Origin of the sequence: Priestia sp. JSM ZJ58 (assembly GCF_044383985.1) — a bacterium.
In the GTDB taxonomy this organism is placed as follows: Bacteria; Bacillota; Bacilli; order Bacillales; family Bacillaceae_H; genus Priestia; species Priestia zanthoxyli.
Window position 1 is genome coordinate 1,407,414 of record NZ_JBISEM010000001.1, and the last position, 23,262, is coordinate 1,430,675.

26 protein-coding genes are annotated in these 23,262 nt (G+C 37.7%); 20 read left to right on the top strand and 6 right to left on the bottom strand.

Annotated features, from left to right (window positions below):
• Window positions 1-45: 45 nt before the first annotated feature.
• From ACH6EI_RS07350 to ACH6EI_RS07400, 11 genes are all read left to right on the top strand, one after another.
• Window positions 46-828, top strand: coding sequence for an SDR family NAD(P)-dependent oxidoreductase (locus ACH6EI_RS07350; RefSeq protein ID WP_098999202.1), 783 nt, complete (start codon window positions 46-48; stop codon window positions 826-828).
• Window positions 829-858: 30 nt separating this feature from the next.
• Window positions 859-1,140 (top strand): hypothetical protein, encoded by a 282-nt coding sequence (locus ACH6EI_RS07355; RefSeq protein WP_099331177.1) that lies wholly within the window; start codon window positions 859-861, stop codon window positions 1,138-1,140.
• Window positions 1,141-1,153: 13 nt separating this feature from the next.
• Complete coding sequence (locus ACH6EI_RS07360; protein WP_098999204.1) at window positions 1,154-1,444, top strand: hypothetical protein; 291 nt, start codon at window positions 1,154-1,156, stop codon at window positions 1,442-1,444.
• Between the two features lie 271 nt (window positions 1,445-1,715).
• Window positions 1,716-2,624 (top strand): hypothetical protein, encoded by a 909-nt coding sequence (locus ACH6EI_RS07365; RefSeq protein ID WP_098999205.1) that lies wholly within the window; start codon window positions 1,716-1,718, stop codon window positions 2,622-2,624.
• Window positions 2,625-2,762: 138 nt separating this feature from the next.
• Window positions 2,763-3,443, top strand: a complete 681-nt coding sequence (locus ACH6EI_RS07370) for a FadR/GntR family transcriptional regulator (RefSeq protein ID WP_099331176.1) — start codon at window positions 2,763-2,765, stop codon at window positions 3,441-3,443.
• 63 nt (window positions 3,444-3,506) lie between these two features.
• Window positions 3,507-4,694 carry an MFS transporter gene (locus ACH6EI_RS07375; protein ID WP_099331175.1) on the top strand — a complete coding sequence of 396 codons (1,188 nt, stop codon included), beginning with the start codon at window positions 3,507-3,509 and terminating at the stop codon, window positions 4,692-4,694.
• Window positions 4,695-4,714: 20 nt separating this feature from the next.
• Entirely contained in the window at window positions 4,715-5,362 is a 648-nt protein-coding gene (locus tag ACH6EI_RS07380) for an MOSC domain-containing protein (RefSeq protein WP_099331174.1), read from the top strand.
• 369 nt (window positions 5,363-5,731) lie between these two features.
• Window positions 5,732-6,946, top strand: a complete 1,215-nt coding sequence (locus ACH6EI_RS07385) for a threonine synthase (protein ID WP_099331173.1) — start codon at window positions 5,732-5,734, stop codon at window positions 6,944-6,946.
• A 796-nt stretch (window positions 6,947-7,742) separates the two neighbouring features.
• Entirely contained in the window at window positions 7,743-9,146 is a 1,404-nt protein-coding gene (locus ACH6EI_RS07390; RefSeq protein ID WP_028414619.1) for an MFS transporter, read from the top strand.
• Between the two features lie 295 nt (window positions 9,147-9,441).
• Window positions 9,442-9,645 carry a cold-shock protein gene (locus ACH6EI_RS07395; RefSeq protein WP_013056405.1) on the top strand — a complete coding sequence of 68 codons (204 nt, stop codon included), beginning with the start codon at window positions 9,442-9,444 and terminating at the stop codon, window positions 9,643-9,645.
• 207 nt (window positions 9,646-9,852) lie between these two features.
• On the top strand, window positions 9,853-10,026 hold the full coding sequence (locus tag ACH6EI_RS07400; protein WP_014459100.1) for a hypothetical protein: 174 nt from the start codon (window positions 9,853-9,855) through the stop codon (window positions 10,024-10,026).
• Between the two features lie 197 nt (window positions 10,027-10,223).
• Here ACH6EI_RS07400 and ACH6EI_RS07405 read toward each other — a convergent pair whose 3' ends face one another.
• Window positions 10,224-10,424, bottom strand: a complete 201-nt coding sequence (locus ACH6EI_RS07405; RefSeq protein WP_025908891.1) for a cold-shock protein — start codon at window positions 10,422-10,424, stop codon at window positions 10,224-10,226.
• A 289-nt stretch (window positions 10,425-10,713) separates the two neighbouring features.
• On the opposite strand from ACH6EI_RS07405, the gene ACH6EI_RS07410 reads away from it, so the two are divergent.
• Together ACH6EI_RS07410 and fbp are read left to right on the top strand one after the other, a co-directional pair.
• A complete protein-coding gene (locus tag ACH6EI_RS07410; RefSeq protein WP_013058095.1) occupies window positions 10,714-11,589 on the top strand; it encodes a YitT family protein in 876 nt (291 codons plus the stop codon).
• A gap of 867 nt (window positions 11,590-12,456) precedes the next feature.
• Window positions 12,457-14,385 (top strand): fructose-1,6-bisphosphatase, encoded by a 1,929-nt coding sequence (gene fbp / locus ACH6EI_RS07415; protein WP_098999211.1) that lies wholly within the window; start codon window positions 12,457-12,459, stop codon window positions 14,383-14,385.
• 53 nt (window positions 14,386-14,438) lie between these two features.
• Here fbp and ACH6EI_RS07420 read toward each other — a convergent pair whose 3' ends face one another.
• Both ACH6EI_RS07420 and ACH6EI_RS07425 read right to left on the bottom strand, forming a co-directional pair.
• On the bottom strand, window positions 14,439-15,146 hold the full coding sequence (locus ACH6EI_RS07420; RefSeq protein WP_028414617.1) for a M48 family metallopeptidase: 708 nt from the start codon (window positions 15,144-15,146) through the stop codon (window positions 14,439-14,441).
• A gap of 1 nt (window position 15,147) precedes the next feature.
• A complete protein-coding gene (locus ACH6EI_RS07425) occupies window positions 15,148-15,651 on the bottom strand; it encodes a YehS family protein (protein ID WP_028414616.1) in 504 nt (167 codons plus the stop codon).
• Between the two features lie 421 nt (window positions 15,652-16,072).
• On the opposite strand from ACH6EI_RS07425, the gene ACH6EI_RS07430 reads away from it, so the two are divergent.
• From ACH6EI_RS07430 to phaZ, 3 genes are all read left to right on the top strand, one after another.
• Window positions 16,073-16,603 carry an ECF transporter S component gene (locus ACH6EI_RS07430; protein ID WP_028414615.1) on the top strand — a complete coding sequence of 177 codons (531 nt, stop codon included), beginning with the start codon at window positions 16,073-16,075 and terminating at the stop codon, window positions 16,601-16,603.
• Window positions 16,604-16,692: 89 nt separating this feature from the next.
• Complete coding sequence (locus tag ACH6EI_RS07435; RefSeq protein WP_013058089.1) at window positions 16,693-16,884, top strand: hypothetical protein; 192 nt, start codon at window positions 16,693-16,695, stop codon at window positions 16,882-16,884.
• Window positions 16,885-17,091: 207 nt separating this feature from the next.
• Window positions 17,092-17,988 (top strand): intracellular short-chain-length polyhydroxyalkanoate depolymerase, encoded by an 897-nt coding sequence (phaZ, locus tag ACH6EI_RS07440; RefSeq protein WP_028414614.1) that lies wholly within the window; start codon window positions 17,092-17,094, stop codon window positions 17,986-17,988.
• A 176-nt stretch (window positions 17,989-18,164) separates the two neighbouring features.
• On the opposite strand, the gene ACH6EI_RS07445 is transcribed toward phaZ, so the two are convergent.
• Window positions 18,165-18,737 carry a CBO0543 family protein gene (locus tag ACH6EI_RS07445; RefSeq protein ID WP_098999212.1) on the bottom strand — a complete coding sequence of 191 codons (573 nt, stop codon included), beginning with the start codon at window positions 18,735-18,737 and terminating at the stop codon, window positions 18,165-18,167.
• A gap of 293 nt (window positions 18,738-19,030) precedes the next feature.
• Between ACH6EI_RS07445 and ACH6EI_RS07450 the strand changes: the two genes are divergently transcribed.
• From ACH6EI_RS07450 to ACH6EI_RS07465, 4 genes are all read left to right on the top strand, one after another.
• Entirely contained in the window at window positions 19,031-19,204 is a 174-nt protein-coding gene (locus tag ACH6EI_RS07450) for a glycine zipper domain-containing protein (protein WP_167387325.1), read from the top strand.
• A 23-nt stretch (window positions 19,205-19,227) separates the two neighbouring features.
• Window positions 19,228-19,605 carry a hypothetical protein gene (locus tag ACH6EI_RS07455; RefSeq protein WP_098999213.1) on the top strand — a complete coding sequence of 126 codons (378 nt, stop codon included), beginning with the start codon at window positions 19,228-19,230 and terminating at the stop codon, window positions 19,603-19,605.
• Between the two features lie 273 nt (window positions 19,606-19,878).
• Window positions 19,879-20,502, top strand: a complete 624-nt coding sequence (locus ACH6EI_RS07460) for an FMN-binding negative transcriptional regulator (protein WP_099331172.1) — start codon at window positions 19,879-19,881, stop codon at window positions 20,500-20,502.
• Between the two features lie 211 nt (window positions 20,503-20,713).
• Entirely contained in the window at window positions 20,714-21,691 is a 978-nt protein-coding gene (locus ACH6EI_RS07465) for a ring-cleaving dioxygenase (protein WP_028414610.1), read from the top strand.
• Window positions 21,692-21,748: 57 nt separating this feature from the next.
• Here the strand turns inward: ACH6EI_RS07465 and ACH6EI_RS07470 are convergent, their stop codons facing one another.
• Together ACH6EI_RS07470 and ACH6EI_RS07475 are read right to left on the bottom strand one after the other, a co-directional pair.
• The gene (locus ACH6EI_RS07470; RefSeq protein ID WP_375164330.1) at window positions 21,749-21,952 is read right to left on the bottom strand and encodes a YjcZ family sporulation protein; all 204 of its coding nucleotides are present in this window, start codon (window positions 21,950-21,952) and stop codon (window positions 21,749-21,751) included.
• 292 nt (window positions 21,953-22,244) lie between these two features.
• Window positions 22,245-23,138: a tyrosinase family protein gene (locus tag ACH6EI_RS07475; protein WP_028414608.1), complete on the bottom strand. Its 894-nt coding sequence runs from the start codon at window positions 23,136-23,138 to the stop codon at window positions 22,245-22,247.
• Window positions 23,139-23,262 lie beyond the last annotated feature (124 nt).

The following is a 23,262-nucleotide window of genomic DNA, read 5'->3' on the forward strand; positions in this document are numbered from 1 at the left end:
ATTTAATTTTTTGGGATCTTATTGAACACAAAAGGGGAGAACTATATGTTTGAAGAAAAAGTAGGGATTATTACGGGTGGAACGTCGGGGATTGGCTTAGCAACAGCGGAATTACTCGCAAAAGAGGGCATGCATGTTGTGATTGCTTCTAGAAATAGTGAAAAAGGAGAAGAAGCTCTTTCTGTATTAAGAAAATGGTCTCCTCACTCTCTTTTTATTAAAACGGATGTAACGAATAGTCAAGATGTCAAAAACCTTGTGAGCCACACATACTCTACTTTTGGAAAAATTGATGTGGGCTTTAATAATGCGGCTAACACGGAGGCAGCTTCTAATGCTACCCATGAATTCAAAGAAGAAGACTTTGACCATTTAATAAACGTTACGTTAAAAAGCGTATGGCTTTGTATGAAATATCAGCTGCAGGTCATGACCAAACAAAACAGCGGTGTCATCGTGAATACGTCGTCAATGGACGCTATTTTATGTTCAGCAGGGACAGGCGTATATGCGGCTGGGAAAAGCGGTGTGATTGCTTTAACAAAGTCAGTTGCTCAGGAATATGGCCATCAAAACATAAGAATTAACTCTCTGTGTCCAGGTGCATTTCGGACGTCTATGCTAGAAGAAAAGTTTTTAGCTCTATCTTCAGAGGAAAAAGAAAAGCTCAATGAATCCTATCAAAAATTAAACGCGCTAGGCAGAATTGGTGATCCGCTTGAAGCCGCAAAAGCAGTAAAATGGCTCCTTTCGGATGACGCATCGTTTGTTACGGGTCAAAACATTATTGTAGACGGCGGGATTGGGTTTAGGTTTGAGTCACAATAATGGAATGAAAAGAGATTTGAGGGGATGCGTATGTCTTTCATTCTTACTAATTGTATGGCCATTAGTATCATATTTGTGGTAATCCTTTTTGTAAGTATTGTATTTAACAATAAAATAGCCGCGCTGGTTATTTCCTTCGTTACAGTGTTATTCGGTTTATTTCTACTTTTTTACGCTTTTGCGAAAATAAGAGGGCTTGATGCTCTAGACATTCAAATAAAAGGTTTAATCATTATCGGAGAAGGTTTACTCTTACTTGTTGTTACAAGCGTATTCATTTCCGTACAAGAGGCAAAAAAGAAAACGCTGTAAAGGTGGGGATAAAATGGCAATTGGAGTGGCATTACTTGTTTTAGTAGTAGGTCTGATGTTTGCAAGCGGACTAAGCCAAGGAAAAACAGCTAAAAGAAAATATATAGTGTGGGGAACAACGATTATATTAATCATAGCCCCATTTTTTTCATGGGTCGTTTCGGTTCTGTATGCAATCAGTCAGGAAGAAGGTTTTGCAGGGGTTGCCTTAATGATGCTATTATTTCCTTTTTTCTTTTTAGTAGGACTTGTTACGCTTTTAATAGGAGTCTTTAAGAAAGAGAGTGTGAATAAATCTATTTAAGAAAAAAGAAAGAACAATCAAGAGTTTGATTGATAGTAATATTACTCCAAAATTAAAATCTTTAATTAATAAAAAACGCCAATTCAGGTTAAATTTGGATTGGTGTCTTCAATTTTTAGAACGACTTTTATATAAATAAACCTTAGGTACTCTAATAATCTACATATCAAGAAGAGATAAAAGAGATTCTTCTTTTTAATGGAATAAAAGGTAAAAATTATGTTTTAATAAATATTGAAAGTATCTATTAAAATGAACGGAGATTGTTAGAATGAAGGAAATAAAATTTAATTATTTAACTGAATTATGCTCAAGGTATCAGCAAGACAAATTTTACATTGAAGAAATTCCTGCCTCTATTTTGTCCAAAGCAAATAAAAGATTTGAAATTGGAGAGAATGAGGAAATTATTGCTTTTCTTGACTGTACGATATTAGGATCAGGAAAGGTTGGAGTTTATTTTACTGATAAAGGATTAAGATGGAGAAGTTTAGGTAATGGATTAGGTAATATAGAATGGACTGAATTCCGTAAAGTAAATCGGATTACAATTCAAAATAAAGTTGAAGTTCACTTTGATGAAGTAAAAGCATTTTTAATAGGTGGAGGAAGCAATTACCCATCCCTGTTATTTATAGATCTTTTGACAAACATAAGAGATTTCTTAAAAGAATATTCGTATGAATTACTTTTAAAGCATCAGAACGTATCTTGTTCTGTAACTTATCATGAGCTAAATAGTATAAGTGCGCTATTTGAAAAATATGAGGAAGCATTTGAACCGAATAATGGTCTGTTAGTAGATGAACATATTTCTTTAGACTTAAAAAAGAAAATAATACGGTATTTTAATTTACAAGCTAATAAAAAGATTGTTGCTTTTTTATGTACGTTCCCGTTAAAGAAAACGGACGGAATTATTGTTTGTGAAAATGGAATTTACTTTAGAGAAACCTTTGTTTCTCTCTATTATCCTTGGTATGTGTTCCGAACTTTACCTCTATATGTATTGGAAGACGAGCTGATTATCGGGAAAGATAATATTTTTCATCTTACTCATGCGAAAATGGAAAGTACGGAGATTGTACTTTTTCTAAAAAAACTGCAGGAGTACGCTAATTCTGTGTATGAAAGTGTTCCTAGTATAGTTGATTTCTACCCAGCTAAGCCGCAAAGTTAAAAACGAGCCGTTGAATCCAATCTTTAATGGTAATTCGCTCAGAATGGTCTTTTTTGTCTCCCTAGAATCGAACTAGCAACCTTGCTAAAAAAACGAAATTTGTTTATCATAAAAGTGATATAAACAGGAGATGAGCAGATGAATATACATAATAAACAATCGTTTTCAAAAGTACCGCGTCGAAAGCTAGTGGATGAGGTGCTAGAGCAGCTTCAAACGAAAATTTTTTCAGGTCAATATCAGGTAGGAGATCAGCTTCCAACGGAGCCTCAGCTAATGGAAGAGCTCGGGGTAGGGCGATCTACTTTGCGAGAAGCGGTGAAAATTCTTGTTCATGCAAATGTACTGGAAGTGAAACAAGGAAAAGGAACGAGAATTAAGTCTCTTAGCTTCACACAGGATTCGTTTGAAACAAGACTTCAAACGGCAGATATAAATCATATTTACGAAGCGCGTGAAATGCTTGATTTGCAAGTGGCGATGTTAGCGGCGCAGCGTCGAACGGACGAAGACTTGTTAAAGATGAAAGGGCATTTAGATAAACGGAAAAAAGAACTTGAAAAAGGCAATTATGCTGAATATATAGATGCGGATATTCAGTTTCATCTTTCGATTGCAGAAGCTAGTAAAAATAATGTTTTAATGGATTTATATCAATCGTTTGTGCTTGTACTGCGACATACGCTGAGTCAGCTCATTTTAAAAACGATTGATTATAAAGATAATTCCACCATTCATGAAAACTTATTTACCGCTATTTTGAATGGAGATACAGAGCAAGCAAAAAAATATGCCGGTCAAAATTTGGAGCTTATCTAAGTTCCTTTTTTAAAAAGTTAAACATCAGATGATATACTGAATCAACGAGAGAGGAATAACAACATGAAGTCAAAAGAGAGAATATATGTGTACGTGATTGCTTTATTTTTAGTTTCAATTAATTTACGAATCGGTATTACATCCGTATCGCCTGTGCTTGAAACCATACGTAATCAGCTGGGATTGAGCAATGTTACAGTTAGTTTTTTAACAGCTATTCCTGTGTTATGTATGGGGTTGTTTGCATTGTTTACAGGAAAACTTGAAGGGCTGTGGGAAGCTGAAAAAGTGATTTCTTTTTGCTTAGTGGTGATTGGAATCGCGACGTGTATGAGAGTGGCCGCACACTCAATATCTGTTCTTTTAAGCAGTGCTTTTCTTTTAGGTGTAGGTATTGCCATCGCTGGACCGCTGTTATCGGGATTTATCAAAAAGAAATTTCCGAATAGAATAGGCCTCATGATCGGAATTTACTCCGTGGGCATGGGAACGGGCGCTTCGTTAAGCGCGGGGCTGACGGTACCTTTGCAGCATGTACTACACGATTCGTGGAATGTAGCTCTTGCTAGCTGGAGCGTGCTGGCCGTGATTGCTCTTATTGTTTGGTATCCGATTGCGCATAAATCTCAGCAAGCGTTTGGCTCCAGAAAAAACAAGCTGCCGTTAAAAAATAAAAAAGCCTGGGTGTTTACGCTTTTCTTTGGGCTGCAGGCCGGCATTTTTTACTCTGTGACCACATGGCTAGCGCCAGCCGCACACGATTTGGGCATGAGCAATCAAGAAGCGGGTACGCTTATTACCGTTTTTACGTTCGTTCAAATGGCGTTTAGCTTTTTAATTCCAACGTTAGCCGATTATTATAAAAACCAAACCTTTTGGCTTGTAAGCAGTACATTATTTGTATCAGCGGGTTTGGTGTTCATTCTCTATCCTGTAACGACGCTTTGGCTTTCTTCGATATTGTTAGGAATAGGGCTCGGAGGACTTTTTCCTTTAGCACTTATGCTGCCGTTAAACGAGACAATTTCGTCTCAAGAAGCAAGCTCGTGGACAGCTATGATGCAATCAGGGGGATATATTGTAGGAGGGTGCGCTCCGGTTTTATCTGGTTTTGTGCGCGATCTCTTTCATACAAATACGCTGTTATTTTTTGTTTTACTTGTTTTAACAATTTGTTTGCTAGTGCTTACTGCATTCATGCACAAGCGCTCAGAGGTGAAAGAATTATCACATGATGAAAAAATCTATTGATTTAAAAAAGGAGAGAGCATATGGCAGATCACTATCAAGTTCAGTCGCTTAACTACGGAAAAATTGAAACACTTACATATGGAAAACGAACGTTTCAATCAGCTATTAGAAAAACAGCAGCAGATGAACCCGTCTTTTTAAGTAAGTTGGGGCTAGAAGGTGACAAACAGGCGTACAAAGATCATGGAGGAGTGGACAAAGCGCTATGTCTGTATCCTTATGATTATTATGAATACTGGAATAACATCATCCAAAACCCTGTTAAAACCGCGTTGTTTGGAGAAAACATCACAACCGTTGGATTAACAGAAAGAAACGCGCACGTCGGGGATATATTTGCATTTGGTGAGGCTATTATTCAAGTATCTGAACCTAGAAATCCTTGTTACAAGCTTGCTGCAAAATACGAAGTGCCGGATATCGTCGTGAAAATGAGAGACACGGGCTATACAGGGTTTTTATTTCGCGTTTTGAAAGAAGGCATCGTCTCCGTGAGAGATGAGTTGATCCTGCTTGAAAAAGATCCGAACAAAGTGTCTATAGCAACAGTTAACGACGTAAAATTCAAAGACCGGTTTAATAAAGAGAAGCTGGATAGAGTTCTGCAAGCAGAGGCCTTGTCTACTAGTTTAAGAGAGGTCTTATTGAAGCAGTTTCGTTCTGAATAATAGTGAAGGTGGAGTTTTATATAAGTGTACATTCTATTATTACGTTTGTTCAGCATCGAAAGTGCACTCACTGCCCTTCGTTACCTCCTTCAAGTCGCTTTTTAACACACTAAAATAATTATTCCTATATTTAAAGTGTGAAGTGCGTTTCTTTTTCGCATTTTTATTTAAATTTACTGAGGTTAATTCTAAAAAAGTAATATAAACAACGTAGGAAAAAGCATAAAATCTTAATTTAATAGGATTTTATGCTTTTTAAAATATTCAATAAAATGATGGGTAAATCATACCTTACAATTCTGATAAAAATAATATAAATTATAATGTATATAGGGTAGTATGTTTACAGAATTTAAAGGAGTGTGTATGATGCCGTTTAGTTATGTTTCTCACTTATATTGTCCTAAATGCAAAAAAGAATATAGTCCAAAAGAAAAACATCAATTATGTGAATGTGGCTCACCGCTATTGGTAGCGTATGATTTAGAGAGATTGAAAGCTAACTTGACTCCAGAAGCTGTTCAAAGCAGAGAACCAAATTTATGGAGATATCATGAGCTGCTTCCAGTAGAAGATCCAAAAAACGTCGTGTCCTTAGGTGAAGGGATGACTCCGCTTATAAAAATGCCTAAGCTAGGGAAAGAAATGAACATTCCAAACTTATATATGAAAGATGAAGGCATTATTCCAACGGGATCATTTAAAGCTAGAGGCGCCGCTGTAGGGGTGTCAAAAGCAAAAGAACTTGGCGTTGAACAGTTAGCGATGCCTACAAATGGCAACGCAGGAGCTGCTTGGTCACTGTATTCGTCACGCGCTGACATAAAAGCAACCGTTGTCATGCCAAAAGATGCGCCTGTTATTACACGAAATGAGTGTGCTGTTGCTGGAGCTGAACTTTACTTAGTCGATGGACTCATCAGCGATGCGGGTAAAATTGTCGGCGAGGCTATTAAAGCATGGGGTCTTTATGACGCTTCTACGCTTAAAGAACCGTACCGAATCGAAGGTAAAAAAACAATGGGCTTAGAAATTGCTGAACAGTTTTCTTGGAATCTTCCTGATGTGATTTTATATCCAACAGGAGGAGGCGTTGGCTTAATTGGAATCTATAAAGCGTTAAATGAATTAAAAGAGCTTGGCTGGATTAAAGGTGATCTTCCTCGTTTAGTTGCGGTACAAGCTGAAAACTGCGCGCCTATTGTAAAAGCATGGAATGAACGAAAACAAGAATCTGAATTTTGGCCGGATTCTTCAACCATTGCCTTTGGTATCAACGTACCAAAAGCAATCGGGGACTTTCTTGTTTTAGAAGCAGTCTACAATACAAATGGATGCGCGATTGCGGTGGACGAAGATAAGATTGTGGAGGAACAAAAAAAGGTTGCGCAGCTTGAAGGTTCGTTCATTTGTCCTGAAGGTGCTGCTACATTCTTAGCTGCACGCCGTTTAAGAGAAGAAGGCTGGATTAAAGAAAACGAAACGGTTGTTGCTTTAAATACAGGGCTTGGAGTTAAATATCCAAACACGGTAGATATTGAAGTACCAATTTTAGAGCGAAATGGCAGCCTTACTAAAAAATAAAGCAAGTGAAAAAATAGATCTCCGCCTAAGTGGAGGTCTATTTTTTATGTCATCGCACACTCACACTTATTTAATGTAAATAATTGTAATAAGTGTGAATCTTTATGTTCAAAACTATATGAGTAAATGTAGGTTTAAAGTTTGTCTTAGAGGGTATCTAAGAGAAGAAAGAGGATATCTTTCAATTTGGAAAAACAGCTTGGTGAGGAGGTTGAGCGAGCATATTACAAAGCTTGAAGAATATGACAAAAGCAGCGCTGTAAACCAGTTTGCTTTTACGGTAGAAAACTTCCATGAAGCCACGAACCACGATAGGGAGAAAGGAGCTGAATTTTTATCCCCCGAACCCAGCCAACTCTTGAAATTTTGTTCTAAGGGCAGAATCATACACTGTTACAATTATTAGAACGAGCTTTATAATTTATTACTAAGTTTACATAATTTTCGTAATGAAAACCGTGTATTCATTGCAAAAATGAAGCTTGTATCTAATGGGTTGTGACAATAATTGTCAGGTGATCTGAGTGGAAATTATGATCCGTGAATTGTACGTTGAAATAAAAAATTATTTTATTTTTAATTAATTTCTTTATCAACGATTATTCTTTAGCATTTTTTTTTGCTCTAACCCCTTTAGCAGCAACCTTTTTTATATTTACCGCCAGATGAATATTTTTTGTTTTTTACTTAAAAATAAGTAGTGTTCCAAGACAGTTACGTGTGAATTACAGTAAGTCAAATTTGACTTTACTACTCAGTCTTGTATAATCGTATACCGCGGAGGTGACGTGATGAAATGAAGTTTAACAAGAAAAAAATTAACGTCGTAGATATTGACAAAGCTAAAAAAAGCGTCTTTGCTACAGGAGTAGGAAACGCGATGGAATGGTTTGACTTTGGCTTGTACTCATATTTAGCCGTTATTATTAGTCAAAACTTTTTTAGTGCAGTTGAAAATGATCAGCTCAAATTAGTGTTCACATTTGCCACATTTGCGATTGCCTTTTTAATGCGTCCATTAGGCGGTGTTATATTCGGTAAAATTGGAGACAAGTTAGGAAGGAAAGTCGTTTTAACCACCACCATTATTTTAATGGCCTTTTCCACATTACTCATTGGGTTGTTACCTACATATGATCAAATCGGTATATGGGCACCCATCCTTTTATTAATTGCACGAATCATTCAAGGTTTTTCAACGGGTGGTGAATATGCTGGTGCGATGGTGTATATTGCAGAATCGTCTCCAGACAATAAGCGAAATGTGCTTGGAAGTGGACTAGAAATCGGTACACTTGTTGGCTATATTCTTGCTTCACTGCTAGCCAGCTTACTGTTTTTTGTTCTCTCGGATAAACAGATGGCCTCATGGGGCTGGAGAATTCCCTTCTTATTAGGATTGCCTTTAGGACTTATTGGTTTTTATTTACGAAGAAGTTTAGGGGAAACACCTATTTTTGAAAATGAACTTTCCAACGAAGACGAAGTTGAAGAAGAAAGCTTCCTCTCTATTTTAAAAAATCACAAAAAAGATGTGTTTGTTTGTTTCGTAGCCGTGGCTTTCTTTAACATTACAAACTATATGCTATTATCGTACATGCCTTCTTATTTGAATGAAATTATTGGTTTATCAAACACAGTTGGTACGGTATTAATTACGGCAGTTATGATTTTAATGGTGCCGCTTGCTCTTATGTTTGGAAAATTGAGCGATAAAATCGGAAACAAGAAAGTTTTCTTAATCGGTTTAGGCGGATTGAGCTTACTGTCAGCCTTTTCGTTCTATTTAATCAACTTAAATGGTTTGGTTTTTATTTCAATCGGTATTCTTATTCTAGGTGTTTTACTTGCTACGTATGAAGGAACAATGCCAGGAACGCTGCCAACGATGTTCTACACAGATATTCGCTACCGAACATTAGCGATTACGTTTAATGTTTCAGTTTCTATCTTTGGTGGAACGACGCCATTAGTTGCGACATGGTTAGTTCACGCAACGGGCAATCACTTAGCTCCAGCGTTCTATTTAACGATTGTGAGCATCATCGGATTTTTCGTAATCTTGTTCCTGTTTGCGAACACGGCAGGAAAATCACTCAAAGGTTCATACCCTACAGTTGCTTCTAAGTCTGAGTACAATGAAGCAGTTGAAAATCCAAAAGATTCATTATGGTGGAACACAGAGCAAACAGAAAAATAAAGTAAGTAATAAGCAGCTGCTACATTCACTGCTGCGTAAAATAGGAACACTCAAAAAGAGCCTTCTCTTTGTATAGAGCTACAAAGAGAAGGCTCTTTTTATCGTTCGATGATTTATTCCATTTCCTGTATTTGCTATCTGCGGTTCCGTATGTTACGATTAAATTAATTATTTTTGTTCGGTATAGGATTGAGAGAAGAGAAATCTCTTCAATAGAATTTTTTATCTTAAGATAGTATGGTTGGACAAGGGTAGTAATACAACCGTGGAGTATTCCACACCAGGAGGCACTATTATGGAACAAGGTACAGTGAAATGGTTTAATGCAGACAAAGGCTTCGGCTTTATCGAAATTGAAGGCGGAGACGATGTATTCGTACATTTCAGCTCTATTCAAGGTGAAGGCTTTAAATCGTTAGAAGAAGGTCAAAAAGTAACGTTTGACATTGAACAAGGTCAACGCGGAGCACAAGCTGCTAACGTTCATAAAGTAGCATAATTAATCCAACGTAAAAAGACTCCACATAGGGGTCTTTTTGCTTTGGATTTTAATAATTAAAAAAGAAATCTTCGCTGGACTAGCCGTTGGAAAAGATTGCCGACTATCAGAATGCTGATAACGTCTCAAATATAAGATGCACATTATATTTCCCGATAAATAAAGTTAAAAATTTGCTTGTTTTTGATATGAGAGAGGATGAAGGATATGAGTATAAGCTTATTTGCTAATGGAGAAACAGTAAGTATAAAAGCATCTAATGAAATAGTGATCATCTTAAAAAGTCATTATGTGAAAAATATGAAAAGATATTCTTATACAGTTGATAAATATCCCAGTACATTTTTCTTTGAAGAAGAGTTAATGAAGCACGAATCATAATTATTCATGAAGAAATATTGATTTATAGTTTGGATTCCGCCAATACTATGCTATACTGAGTTTACCATTTGTATTACCGATTACTATTTTTGTATTAATAAGCCCTATTCCTCAGTGGATAGGGTTTTATTATTACATTTTCAAAGTAATGAAAAAGACAGACTCCATGGAGTCTGTCTTTTTCTATTTATGACGGATTACGCTTTTTGAACGTTAGTAGCTTGAGGGCCGCGTTGACCTTGTTCTACTTCAAATGTAACTGCTTGACCTTCGTCTAAAGATTTGAAGCCTTCGCTTTGGATTGCTGAGAAATGTACAAATACATCGTCTCCGTTTTCGCGTTCGATGAATCCAAAACCTTTTTCTGCGTTAAACCATTTTACTTTACCTTGTTCCATAATTGTTGCCTCCTAGTGTGACACGCACACATTGTGTTACTATCCTTGCTCAAATCTATAGACGAAAGTTATGTAACTTATCAATCTTTACCGAACAAAAATAATTCTCCTTAAACTTAACAGAAATGATGACGTATTGCAAGGATAGAGTCTGTACAGCTAGAAGTTATCCTTTGTCTATTTTGCACTATGTGAGCTAAAAACCGATACGTAAGCCTCCTCAGTTCAAATAAAGAGAATGTTTGTGGTACACTTAAATAGTAAAAAACATTTAAAAGCGAGGAATTATATGAACACAACTAAAAAACACCACAGGCCTAAGCGGCTAAAAATTGCTTTCCGAGCACTAATGGTCATTATCGGAGGGATTATTGCAGCTTACGGCTTAGAAACTGTCTTAATTCCAAACCACGTCTCAGATGGAGGAGTAACAGGCATTAGTATCGTTGCGTCAAACCTATTTGGCTTACCACTAGGAGTTCTCATTGCCGTTATTAATATTCCTTTTGTATGGTTAGGATATCAACAAATCGGGAAAAGTTTTGCTATATTTTCCATCCTCGGAATCGTCTCACTAGCTGTTGGTACAAGCCTCATGCATCATACTCCAGCGATTATTGAAGGAGATACACTACTCGTAACCGTTGTCGGCGGTATTATCCTTGGTTTTGGAATGGGAATTGCACTGCGTAATGGCGGCGCGCTAGATGGCATCGATATGCTAGCTGTACTGCTTTCTCGAAAATTGCCGTTTGGAACAAGTGATCTTATTTTGTTCTTAAATGCGTTTGTCTTTATTTTTGTTTCACTAGTATTTGGTCTGCAAGGCGCGATTCTTTCTGCAATTGCATACTTTATTGCATCCAAAGTTATTCACATCGTAGAAGTAGGTCTAAGCGGATCGAAAACCTTCCAAATTATCACTTCTCAGCCTGCGTTAATGGTAGAGACAATACGTGATCGTTTAGGTCGAAGCGCTACATATAAAGAAGCTTACGGCGGATACTCCCATGAGAAATTCAAGGAAATCACATGTGTAATCAACCGCTTGGAAGAAAGCAAAATGAAAGAAATTATTAATGAAATTGACCCGACGGCTTTTGTTACGGTATATGACGTAGCCGAAGTTAAAGGCGGTAATTTCCGAAAGAATAATATTCACTAACATCATCAATACATTGTAAGAACACTCTACCACATCCTTTTTTACTTAGGCGTGTAGAGATAAGAAAAAGCAGCGTGATGTTTTACATCCGCTGCTTTTTTATATCGTAAAATCCACATGCTGAGCGGAGGGTTTTAAAATCGGATATGCTCAAAAAATGAGACGGTCAGAGTTAAAGTAGATAGGGTACCTGCAGACATTCACGTAATGATTTTTCCTTTGTATTTCTTCTTTGGAAATTTGACAACAGCGTTCCATATTATAATAGAAGCAATTGTTACTCGGAAAAGCCACATGCAACTTCTTCCGCCGTCAAACAGCAGACTCAGATAGCCTACGTGTACCATATGTATTTGTATTCACTTTCCTCTCGTGCTGTACTTAACAAAGCCAACAGAAAAAATCTCTGAACGTAGAAGAACAGAGATTCAACAGAATGATGATTCTTATATCATACAAAGGATGACTTTTCCTGTCTCAGAAAGGTCATCTTTATCGTACCACCACCAAGGACTTGGCGCTGTGCGTTTTCTCACAGCGAGGGAAGAAAAACTCTGCTATTGTATAGAGGTCGGAGTAAACTTTCTTAATTATGTGCGCTTCTTTCATATGTATCGAACCTGCTGACTAAGATCAGCAGGTTTTTTTTGTTACCAGCTAGCTATCATCTTCAAGGGGGCAAGACTGGTTAATCTTTATAGACAAATAGACTTTATACCATTTTACCCATACGTAAAATAGGTTAAAATAAAGGGGTGAGGCGTGGAGAGAAAAGAGAAGAGTTAAATAAAAGGTATTTAACATCATAATCACAAGCTTGATGAGTGATTGTACTAAATGGTGAACGTTGAAAGGGGATACATAGTTTTGAACACAAAATATCTAGATTTACTTGCACAAAAGTATGATACGGAAGAAAAAGTGGTAACCGAAATTATTAACCTTGAAGCTATTCTTCATCTGCCAAAGGGGACTGAACATTTTGTCAGTGATTTACACGGCGAGTATCAAGCTTTTCAGCACGTGCTGCGAAATGGTTCAGGAAATGTAAAAGAGAAAATCAAAGACCTTTTTAAAAATGTATTATCTGACAAAGAAATCAATGAATTTGCGACATTAGTGTATTATCCTGAAGAAAAATTACCGTTGATTAAAGCGCAGTTTCGAAACAAACGAGAACTATATGAGTGGTATAAAGAAATCATCGATCGTATGCTTAATCTCATCTCGTACGCTTCTTCTAAATACACGCGCTCTAAACTGCGTAAAGCATTGCCGGATCAATTTGTGTACATTATTGAAGAGCTGCTATATAAAACCGATGAATTTACAAATAAAGAACAGTACTATACAAAGATTGTTCAGCAGATTATTTCTTTAGGGCAAGCCGATAAGCTTATTATAGGGCTAGCTTATACGACGCAAAGATTGGTTGTGGACCATCTGCACGTAGTAGGGGATATTTATGATCGTGGACCTGAACCGGATAAAATTATGGATACGCTGATTAACTATCACTCCGTTGATATTCAGTGGGGAAACCACGATGTGCTATGGCTAGGCGCTTTTGCGGGCTCGAAAGTGTGTCTTGCCAATATTATTCGGATCTGCGCGAGATACGACAATCTAGATATTATTGAAGACGTATATGGCATTAACCTGAGACCGCTGCTTAACTTGGCGGAGAAATACTATGATGATAATCCTGCTTTTAGACCAAAAGTAAGCTCGAGTGACAAGCTATCCGATCACGAGCGACTACAAATCACGAAAATTCATCAGGCCATTGCGATGATTCAGTTCAAGCTTGAAAGTCCGATTATAAAAAGACGTCCTTTCTTTAATATGTCAGAAAGGCTGCTGCTTGAAAAAATTGATTATGATAAAAATGAAATTACGATATACGGAAACACATATCCGCTAGAAAACCGCTGCTTTGCAACGGTGGATCCGGCGCAGCCTGATCAGCTATTAGAAGAAGAAGAGCAGGTAATGGAAAGACTGCTGCTTTCCGTGCAGCATTCGGAAAAGCTGGCGAGACATATGAAGTTTCTTATGAAAAAAGGCAGCCTTTATTTGAAATACAACGGAAACTTATTAATACACGGCTGCATTCCTTTAGATGAAGAAGGAAACATGGAAAAAATGACGATAGAAGATAAAACGTATGCAGGCCGTAACTTGCTTGATGTGTTTGAACATTATTTACAGGAGGCTTTTGCGCACCCTGAAGAAACGGATGATTTGGCAACAGATATGGTCTGGTACCTATGGACAGGAGAATATTCATCACTCTTTGGGAAACGCGCCATGACGACGTTTGAACGATATTTTATCAGTGATAAAGCAACGCATAAAGAGAAGAAAAATCCATACTACTATTTACGGGAAAATGAGGAAGTCTGCCAAAACATCCTCGCAGAATTTAATCTGAATCCTGATCACGGTCATATTATTAATGGTCATACGCCTGTCAAAGAAATCGAAGGAGAAAACCCGGTCAAAGCAAATGGAAAGATGATTGTTATTGACGGCGGTTTTTCAAAAGCGTATCAATCCACAACAGGTATCGCTGGATATACATTATTATATAATTCTTACGGCATGCAGCTAGTTGCTCACAAACACTTTAATTCAAAAGAAGATATTTTATTAGAAGGAACGGACGTCTTATCCGTAAAGCGATTGGTCGATAAAGAACTAGAAAGAAAAATGGTTTTAGAAACAAATGTCGGAGAAGAATTGTTAAAAGAAATTTCGATTTTAAAAGATTTAAGAAAATATCGCTATAGTTAAAGATAAAAAAAGAGCAGTATGCCCCGGGGCTTCTGCTCTTTTTTATGTAGCCACTACACCGTCATTTCCCAGCTCGACATTTCCAGCCAGTGCTCTTGTTCACGATAATCGGGCATAATTTTCCCGACAAGACGCCAAAAGGACCGATCATGATTCATGTGAACCATGTGGCACATTTCATGAACGACTACGTAATCAATGACGTGCTGCGGTGCCATTGCCAGCCGCCAGTTGAAGGTTAGCTGACGCTTAGAATCACACGTGCCCCACGCTTTTTTGCTATCGGAAATCGAGATGGATCGCGGCTTTGTTTTAAAATGTTTTTGATAGGAGGAGATACTTTTGGTTACGAGCGCTTTACATTGTTGATAGTAAAAACGTTTGAGCGCTTGTTTTATCGCTTCATCGTCGTGCTGATTGACATAAATCTGAAGCGTGTTCGCTTCAAACACTACAGAATCCTTTGGAATGGTCGAATCGTGATGAATTTGTATCGGATAGTTTTTTCCTACATATAAAAAGCTTTCTCCGTGTTCATAGACTTTTTTCTTGGGTCCATGCGTTCTATCTTTCATTTCATTTATTTTTTGCTGAATCAATGCCCAGTTGTTCTCTAATAACATACGTACTTGTTCAGTAGACGTTCCTTTAGGAGCAAGGACTTCGACCGTTCCGTATCCGTCTACTTTAATTGCAAAAGAACTTCGGTTTTTATATCGTATTTCATAATGGATACTCTGATTTGAAAAAGTGTGTATCATGTTATCCTCTATATTGTACGGTTAAGCCTCTTAGGAATTTTCGAGCAAAATTCTCTTTGCACGGTTTGTAATTTTTATGGCCTTTTTTTCGTAATAAAGCACCTAATTCTGCTTTAGATACACGTATTCCACCGTCATCAAATACTTCTAACATCTCTTCACTTGTTAGGGATAAAGCGATTTTCACTTTCTTTAATAAGACGTTATACATATTTTGATTGCTCTGAACCGGCGCTGGAGGTGCTTGCCCTGATTTAGGATCTTGTTTTCCTCTTTTAAAGGTAATAAAACCGTTTAAAAAAGAATCTAACATACTGTTCGTGCACGGTATATGATCGTCCGCATGAACTGCATCCTCGTCTTCTTCATCCGGTGTTCTCGTAAGGATTTTTAATACGTCTTCTTTTGTTACGTCTACTCCGCCAAGAGTAAAGATCTCTACCATTTCTGTATTTTTTAAATCTAAGGCATATCGTAATCTAATTAAAATATCGTTATTATCCATTCTTGCTCCTCCTATAACTTGCTTGCTGTATGTAAAAATTATGACTGCCACAATCTGAACGGACTTGGTCAATATCAGTACAATGATAGTAACAGGTTCCGCTGGAATTCTAAGTTATTCCATTCATTTCTACAAACATATAACTTCTCATATTTATCAGCCTTCGTCAACTCTTGAAAAAGAACGATTTGCTCATATTATGTCCGAACAGACACTTTGCCATAACAAAAATTAGGAGGTGCAGTCTGCTAAAGGAAGGAGAGGCAGCTTTATTTTTTAAGAAGAGATAGGACAATTTTTGAAGTTAGCGGATCTCTGTGTGCTGCTAGAATGATATACCCTACTAAATAAATAGTTTTACATATTTATTTAGTATCCAAATAGGAGTATGATAGTAGTAAAAAAAGAAAGAGGTCAACAGATGAATTCAACATACTCACCAAGAGAATCAACCAAAATCAAAGCTTTATCCATGCATGCGCTTTTTATCGCACTGACGTTTGTAGCGACAATGTTTATCAACATAAAGCTTCCAATCATGGGTAACGGAGGTCTCATCCATTTAGGCAACGTTCCTCTTTTTATAGCGGCCTTTATTTACGGTAAAAAAACAGGAGCCATCGCCGGCGCTTTTGGAATGGGGTTATTCGATCTGATCTCGGGCTGGACAGCATGGGCACCGTTTACGTTTATTATTGTAGGGGCTATGGGCTTTTTAGCAGGTCTTATCTCTGAAAAAGCACCTGGTAAAAGAGCACTTGTCAACACACTGGCAGTTGTTGCTGCGCTGATTGTGAAAATCGTGGGCTACTATTTTGCCGAAGTGATTCTTTACGGTAACTGGATCCTTCCGCTTGGCTCTATACCAGGCAATGTGATGCAAGTTGTTATCGCCGGTATCATTGTCGTTCCGCTTGTAGGGCGCTTAAAGAACAGAGCGGTACAAATTTAATCCGTCAATCGTAAGTCGTTTTACCATTATCCTATCCTTAAGTGATATACTTGATAGATATTCATCAAGTGAAAGGAGCGGAAAACACCATGAAATATCTAAAATCACAGATGAAGCAGCTCATTAAAGACAATCAGGAACTGCAAGGTAAGCTGAATGGACTGATGAAAGAGCACAGCCTTGAAAAAAACTTTGCTCTTAAAGCTCTCTACCATGCAGAAGTGGCTGAAGGCGGGAAATATCAGCTTGCTTATCAAGCATTAGACGCACCGAAAAAGTAATGGCCTTGTTGCTCATTCGTATATTTCTTCATAATAAAAAGGCAGCCGAATCGCGTATTTGGCTGCTTTTTTTAGCAAATAGAATGACGCACAATCATCTTGGTGTTTGTACAACTTCTTTTGAACTGCTTAACTCTAGATAAATAGGGTATGTAAAAATTAAAGATAGCTATCGTTCTAATCATATAAGAAAAGAGGAAAATAGCGATGACCGTATCTGCTTTAGAACAAGCAAAAGTAGAATTACCGAATGGAGAAACAGTAAATTACCGAATGAAAAAAGGCGGAAAAGAGGTGCTTTTGTTAATTCACGGAAACATGAATTCTTCCCTTAACTGGGATGTGTTAATGAACGAACTGCCAGAACATATCACAGCTTATGCCATCGACCTAAGAGGGTTTGGAGACTCCACTTATCATACACCTATCCACACAATCAAAGACTTATCAGATGATGTCAAACTGTTTGCAGATGCTTTAAAGTTGTCTGCTTTTACAATAAGCGGGTGGTCATTAGGAGGAGCAGTTGCTATGCAATATGTGATTGATCATCCGAATGATGCCAAAAATTTAATCCTATTAAGCTCCGTCAACATCAAAGGCTATCCCATTCCAAGAAGAACGTTTCTAGAACTGCCTATTCCTAACAATTTTATACAAACCAAAGAAGAAGTAAAAGAAGCATTTAGAATGGTAGAAAACGCGAAAGAAACAAAAAACACATGGTTTTTAAAAATGATGCTGCGTCAATTTTTATATACAAAAAATAAGCCGTCTGCTGATCAATTTGAAAAGTATTTAGAAGGAACGATCAAGCAGCGCAACTTAATTGATATCAATTACGCACTCATGAGATTTAACATTTCAAACGATTTTAACGGGGTTGTTCAAGGAACAGGAGAGGTGGAAAAAATCACGATTCCTACTATGGTTATTCAAGGAGATGAAGATAAGATGGTTTCAACAAGAGATGCATCTGACATCGCAAAAGGCATAGGGGAAAATGCAACGTTAAAAATCATGAAAGGTGTAGGCCACTGCCCGTTGTTAGATGATTTAAGCAGTTTAATGGACTTATACAACGCTAAGTTAAGCAGGGCTTAGGAAAATTGCCATTCTCCTTAGTAACAGAAGTTTTATTATTGCTAGATGCAGCATGTTCTAAATTAACATTAAGAAAAGAAAGCTGTTTTTTGAGGAAGCTGACAATTAGTAAAGAAAATAAGCAAAAAAACGTAAGGTCTTTTGAAGGTGCTTACGTTTTTTATTGATGCCACTTATCATATTGAATGCTGCTTTTCAAAATAAAGAAACAGATTGGTAATCCATTTTGATAGCACTATCACCCCGAGATAAAATACAAATAAATAACCGTAAGTAGCCCATTCATGCAGCTGGAAAAAGCCGATCCCTGTTAATAATGGTTTGAAAATAAAAGCAAAAAATAAACAAAGAGCCGTTGCATATAAATAATAATTTTTATGATGGTTGATCGTCCATTGGTAGAGAAGCATAAAAGCAACGGGAATAAGCGAAGCATCTAGGCTAAAGCTTACGGGTATGATTGTGTTGATTTGGTAAGGATACGTCCACAGCCCGTTATAAACTCCAGCGGTGTCACTATAGTAAAACCAAACGTGCACGTTAAATCCATAAAACCCTAAGTGAAAGGCTTTTTTTCGATCAATAAAAAAATAGAGAATGACTAAAGGTAAAATAAAAGCGCCCAAGGTCACCCAAAACTGCCAAGAGCCTGGAGTGGAGTAGTGATGCCAATATTCAGCCCACGTTTTGGAGAGATCTTCCTGTATACTATGTATTTTTTCAAGATATTCCTTTTGATTGGTTGTCAACGTGATCCATCCTTTTTAAGTAAGAAAAGTTTTTTATTTTTAAACTGCCCTTTTCTTAAGGTTTGGATACCTTTCCCTGTTGAGTTGTTTGTATTTTTCTGCACGTAAAACGATGTATGTATTCGGTTTTATCTGCATGCTTACGTCGATTTTGCTGCTCGGAGAGGCCGTTTATCAGCTAATTATCTAAAAAGCAGTTAAAGTAACTGCTTTTTTCCATTTTTATGAAACTTTTAGCGCGTTTTTTACGTATAAAAGGTATCAATAAAATAGTAGCAACAAGGAGTGATTTTTTGTCTGAAGAAAAGAAAAAGACAGATTATCTAGGGGTAGGATTAGGTTTAGGTGTTGCAATGGGGGCTTCTCTTGGAATGTTGATGGATAATATCGGGTTTGGTATTGCGATTGGGACATCATTAGGCGTTGTTTTTGGAACGACGATGAATCAAAGAAACAAAAAAGAATAAAGTTCAGAAGAAAGGAGTGCAGAATGAAATATTTTGACGAAGCAAAAGAACTATGGTTAAACTATGTTCCGAGAAATGGGCAGTCGGATATCGTAGAAGGCGAGGTCATCCGAGCCATTGAAAAGCTTCGCTGTGAAGCTCAAGGCAACGGAAATGCCAATTGGGACGGCGGATTTGAGATGCTAGTGCTATATATACTAGACGTATTAAATGACCCGGACGTATTCAGCGCAGCTATGTTAGCCGAAATAAAAGCCGATGTTCACATCTTGTTCACTTCGGCAGAAGATCCGTACTTAGAAGACGACGTATACGATCGTTTAACCGACCGCGTCATTGAGTGGCATATAGCCAAAGGCGGACCTATCAAACGAGAAAGAAATCCTCAATTGTATAGATAAACGTGAGAAATGAGCTGTTTTAAACAAGCTCTTCTTTTTTGAGTTCCGGGAGCTTTATTTAGCCAACAGCTATCTAATTGCATCATGTGCTAAATAAATACATGTAAAAAATCGGCGGTTTACATCGCACCAGTGTAGCATAAACTTCTTAAAAAATCGATTCATAAATGGTTAAATGTTTGCTGACCTCCATAAAAAGTTCATAACTGACGCTGTTGCAAACGCGTATAGTATTATATCTTTTACTAAATAAGAGATAAAGGAGAAGCGCCGATGTATATTCCAAAGTATTTTAAAGTGAATGATGAACAAATCATGTATGATTTTATTGAAGATAATGGATTCGCCACTTTGTTTTCGTATCATAACGAAAAGCCTTATGCTACTCATTTGCCCCTGATGTTAAACCGGAAAGAAAAAGCTTTATACGGACATTTTGCTCGTCCGAATCAGCAGTGGAAAGATGCTGAAAATCAAGATATTTTGATTGTGTTTCAAGGGCCTCACTGCTATATTTCACCGTCTTGGTATGAAACGAATCAAGCTGTACCAACATGGAATTATGAAGCTGTTCACGTGTATGGAACGATGAAAATGATTGAAGAACCAGCAGAACTGCTTGGGCTGCTGAGGAAGATGGTGGAGAAATATGAAAGTCCGAGCAGTACATATACACTAAATGACGTTGATCCTGCTTATATGAATGGTTTAAGTAAAGGAATCGTTGGATTTAAAATCGATATCACTAAAATGGAAGGCAAACAAAAGATAAGTCAAAATCATTCAGCAGAGAGACAGCAGCTAGTTATAGAAAAATTAGAGCAGACGTCGCGTGAAAATGAAAAGAAAATTGCAGCCCTGATGAAACAAAATGTGCAGCGCGCGCTTAAAAAGTAAGGGCTAGTTGAAAGAATGATCTATTCGGTAGCTTAAATCCAAAAAGAAACTAACTATGTGTTTAGTTTCTTTTTTATGTTCACAACATTTTCTTGTTATTGACAAACAGGCTGTATATCCTTTAAAATTATCTTTAATTAAAGATAATTAAATTAAAGATAATTTTAGCGTGAGTTAAAAAATTTATATATTATGAAAAGAGGCGGATCAGATGGAATTGTTAGGGTTGCATCATGTATCTATTCTGACGGGGAAAGCTGAGAAAAACTATCAGTTTTTCACTAAAGTTTTAGGCATGCGATTAGTAAAAAAAACGGTGAATCAAGATAACACTCAGTCTTACCACTTATTTTATGCAGATGGAGAAGGGACCCCAGGAACGGAAGTAACGTTTTTTGATATTCCAGGGCTTGCAAGAACACATGAAGGTGCATCTGACATTTCGACTGTGTCGCTTCGCGTTAAAAGTACGGATTCTCTACACTTTTGGAAAGAACGCTTCGAGCAGCACGGAGTGGAATATGAAGAAATAGCTAAACGAGCTAATCGTGATACATTAGCATTTAAAGATTACGAAGGTACACGTTTGCTTCTTGTCGCGGACAACGGTGAAAAAGGTGTAAGAGCAGGCGTGCCGTGGAAGCGCGAAGACATTCCGTTAGAACATGCGATCATCGGCTTAGGACCGGTCACGCTAACGGTGGGCACGGCAGAACCAACAGTCGGTGTACTAACAAACATTATGGGATTTCGCTATGTAGGTTCTTATCCATCTTTTGCAGAAAATCAAAAGGATATTTTGGTTTATGCAACGGGTGAAGGCGGAAGCGGAGCCGAAGTTCATATTGAAACGAGACCCGATTTGCCGAAAGTTCGCTTAGGGCGCGGTGGCGTTCATCACGTTGCCTTCCGTGTGCCAAATGAAGAAGAATACAATAAGTGGGCAACTCGATTAAATGAAAACAGTCTGCCGAATTCCGGTAAAGTAGAGCGATACTATTTTAAAGCACTTTATTTCAGAGAACCAAACGGCATTTTATTTGAATTATCAACGGACACACCTGGATTTGCGACCGATGAACCGCTTGAAACGATGGGTCAAACACTAGCGCTGCCCCCATTTTTAGAGCCGAAGCGCAAAGAAATTGAAGAGAAGCTGAGACCGCTAGATTTGGACGAAACGCTATAGGGTTTGCAGCGATTAAGACATGAAAAAACTCCAGTATTTATACTGGAGTTTTTTAGGTTAACAATCATCGTGATGGAAACCGAAACCACATGCACCAATAATAATGAGTAAAATAAACAGTACGATGATAATGGCAAAACCATTACCTCTGTGGCAAGGAACGCTATATCCACATTCCATATATCCATAGTCCGGCATTGTATATCCGCAGTGTGGAATCATATGGTCATAAGCAGGAGCAGCATAGCCGTGGTGAGCCATAGCAGGTGAGAACGGCATATTTTCATTAGAACTAAAAGGTGCGTTTACGTTATTATGCATTTTAATATCTTCCCTTCATTTATAAAACTTTTATAAAGCTTTGATAACTTATTCATATGTTCGAAGGTCCTCATATGAAGCTTATTCACAGCCCAATTATGGTTGATTAACTATATTTTATGGTGAATGGAAATGTTGAACTTAGTTTTACAATGCTTGTGGCCTTATAAGTTATGTCAGAAGGGAAGGGGGTTACCTGTTCTAAATTTTATACCGCTGTTTCTAGAACGGGTTATGAGGAACGTTTTGATTTTCTTAATTCTATATCGTATACGTACCCAAGCTTTCGATGGTTGATAACATCTTCAGGGGTTGTATTCCAAGGATACATCGGATCTCTAAAGTTTTGACCAAACGGCCCGTTTTTCATCGGCAGATAGTTTTGATTGCGGTGAACAATTTGCCATACAGCCCAAATACGATCCACATTTGCGTGGTGTAAAAAGAAGACAGGATCATTCGGAGCAGTAGGGACAACGCCCATCTGTCCGCCAACCCAACGGTGTACACGATTGTGAAGCTGCGGCCCGTTAATAAATCCTTCAAGCTGATTACGAAAGCTGTTTTGGCTGGTCATATCCCAAGGCGGCGTATCATATTGAGTTATTTTTAAAGCTTTGAGAACATCATCTCGAGTAGGGAGTGTAGGTGCCTCTTTCGTTGCGCCCAAATTACGTTTTAACCCTCCGGAAGGATTTCCTTGTTCATCGATCGTCGTCCAGCGCCCAGCTGCAAATGGCCCGGTATCGACGATAAAATCCTTTTTGGGATTTCCGTTTCCGCCCATAAAATCTGCGTTCCAAATTGCTGATTGTGATGGATCCTGCAGCTGTGCATCCGTTTCCCATTCCCAATAAGGAAGGGTTACTTCTGGATTGATCGACTGGAGGTCACGTTCGAATCGCAAAAGGTATTCACGATGCCACGGCAAAAAAGCAGAACTCATATGTGCTGCATTTCGATCGCTGCCCGGAGGAGTATGAAATTTACCTGCTGCACCATGCCAGGCTACATAGCGGTCATATATTCCTTTTTCCTTTAGTATTAGCACGGCACGAATAAAATCTCTTTTTTCGGTGTCTGTAAGATGTAATACGTTTTTTCTGACTTTATATTTGTTACTCATTTTTAAACCTCTTTCTTAAAAAAGAAGCAAAGGACTGTTTCTTTTTTATATTTAGAATATGTCCAAGAGGTAAAAGTGCTACTGTCATATCTCCAAAATTTAACAGTCTAAAGTTGGGTTTTTT

What these genes read in the sequence shown, in the direction of transcription:
- ACH6EI_RS07350 (WP_098999202.1), top strand. Translation starts at nt 46, where the DNA reads ATGTTTGAAGAAAAAGTAGGGATTATTACGGGTGGAACGTCGGGGATT.
- ACH6EI_RS07360 (WP_098999204.1), top strand. Translation starts at nt 1,154, where the DNA reads ATGGCAATTGGAGTGGCATTACTTGTTTTAGTAGTAGGTCTGATGTTT.
- ACH6EI_RS07465 (WP_028414610.1), top strand. Translation starts at nt 20,714, where the DNA reads ATGGAATTGTTAGGGTTGCATCATGTATCTATTCTGACGGGGAAAGCT.
- ACH6EI_RS07455 (WP_098999213.1), top strand. Translation starts at nt 19,228, where the DNA reads ATGAAATATTTTGACGAAGCAAAAGAACTATGGTTAAACTATGTTCCG.
- ACH6EI_RS07355 (WP_099331177.1), top strand. Translation starts at nt 859, where the DNA reads ATGTCTTTCATTCTTACTAATTGTATGGCCATTAGTATCATATTTGTG.
- ACH6EI_RS07370 (WP_099331176.1), top strand. Translation starts at nt 2,763, where the DNA reads ATGAATATACATAATAAACAATCGTTTTCAAAAGTACCGCGTCGAAAG.
- ACH6EI_RS07410 (WP_013058095.1), top strand. Translation starts at nt 10,714, where the DNA reads ATGAACACAACTAAAAAACACCACAGGCCTAAGCGGCTAAAAATTGCT.
- ACH6EI_RS07420 (WP_028414617.1), bottom strand. Translation starts at nt 15,146, where the DNA reads ATGATACACACTTTTTCAAATCAGAGTATCCATTATGAAATACGATAT.
- ACH6EI_RS07425 (WP_028414616.1), bottom strand. Translation starts at nt 15,651, where the DNA reads ATGGATAATAACGATATTTTAATTAGATTACGATATGCCTTAGATTTA.
- phaZ (WP_028414614.1), top strand. Translation starts at nt 17,092, where the DNA reads ATGACCGTATCTGCTTTAGAACAAGCAAAAGTAGAATTACCGAATGGA.
- ACH6EI_RS07380 (WP_099331174.1), top strand. Translation starts at nt 4,715, where the DNA reads ATGGCAGATCACTATCAAGTTCAGTCGCTTAACTACGGAAAAATTGAA.
- ACH6EI_RS07375 (WP_099331175.1), top strand. Translation starts at nt 3,507, where the DNA reads ATGAAGTCAAAAGAGAGAATATATGTGTACGTGATTGCTTTATTTTTA.
- ACH6EI_RS07365 (WP_098999205.1), top strand. Translation starts at nt 1,716, where the DNA reads ATGAAGGAAATAAAATTTAATTATTTAACTGAATTATGCTCAAGGTAT.
- ACH6EI_RS07405 (WP_025908891.1), bottom strand. Translation starts at nt 10,424, where the DNA reads ATGGAACAAGGTAAAGTAAAATGGTTTAACGCAGAAAAAGGTTTTGGA.
- ACH6EI_RS07385 (WP_099331173.1), top strand. Translation starts at nt 5,732, where the DNA reads ATGCCGTTTAGTTATGTTTCTCACTTATATTGTCCTAAATGCAAAAAA.
- ACH6EI_RS07475 (WP_028414608.1), bottom strand. Translation starts at nt 23,138, where the DNA reads ATGAGTAACAAATATAAAGTCAGAAAAAACGTATTACATCTTACAGAC.
- ACH6EI_RS07395 (WP_013056405.1), top strand. Translation starts at nt 9,442, where the DNA reads ATGGAACAAGGTACAGTGAAATGGTTTAATGCAGACAAAGGCTTCGGC.
- ACH6EI_RS07470 (WP_375164330.1), bottom strand. Translation starts at nt 21,952, where the DNA reads ATGGCTCACCACGGCTATGCTGCTCCTGCTTATGACCATATGATTCCA.
- ACH6EI_RS07460 (WP_099331172.1), top strand. Translation starts at nt 19,879, where the DNA reads ATGTATATTCCAAAGTATTTTAAAGTGAATGATGAACAAATCATGTAT.
- ACH6EI_RS07390 (WP_028414619.1), top strand. Translation starts at nt 7,743, where the DNA reads ATGAAGTTTAACAAGAAAAAAATTAACGTCGTAGATATTGACAAAGCT.
- ACH6EI_RS07430 (WP_028414615.1), top strand. Translation starts at nt 16,073, where the DNA reads ATGAATTCAACATACTCACCAAGAGAATCAACCAAAATCAAAGCTTTA.
- ACH6EI_RS07435 (WP_013058089.1), top strand. Translation starts at nt 16,693, where the DNA reads ATGAAATATCTAAAATCACAGATGAAGCAGCTCATTAAAGACAATCAG.
- ACH6EI_RS07400 (WP_014459100.1), top strand. Translation starts at nt 9,853, where the DNA reads ATGAGTATAAGCTTATTTGCTAATGGAGAAACAGTAAGTATAAAAGCA.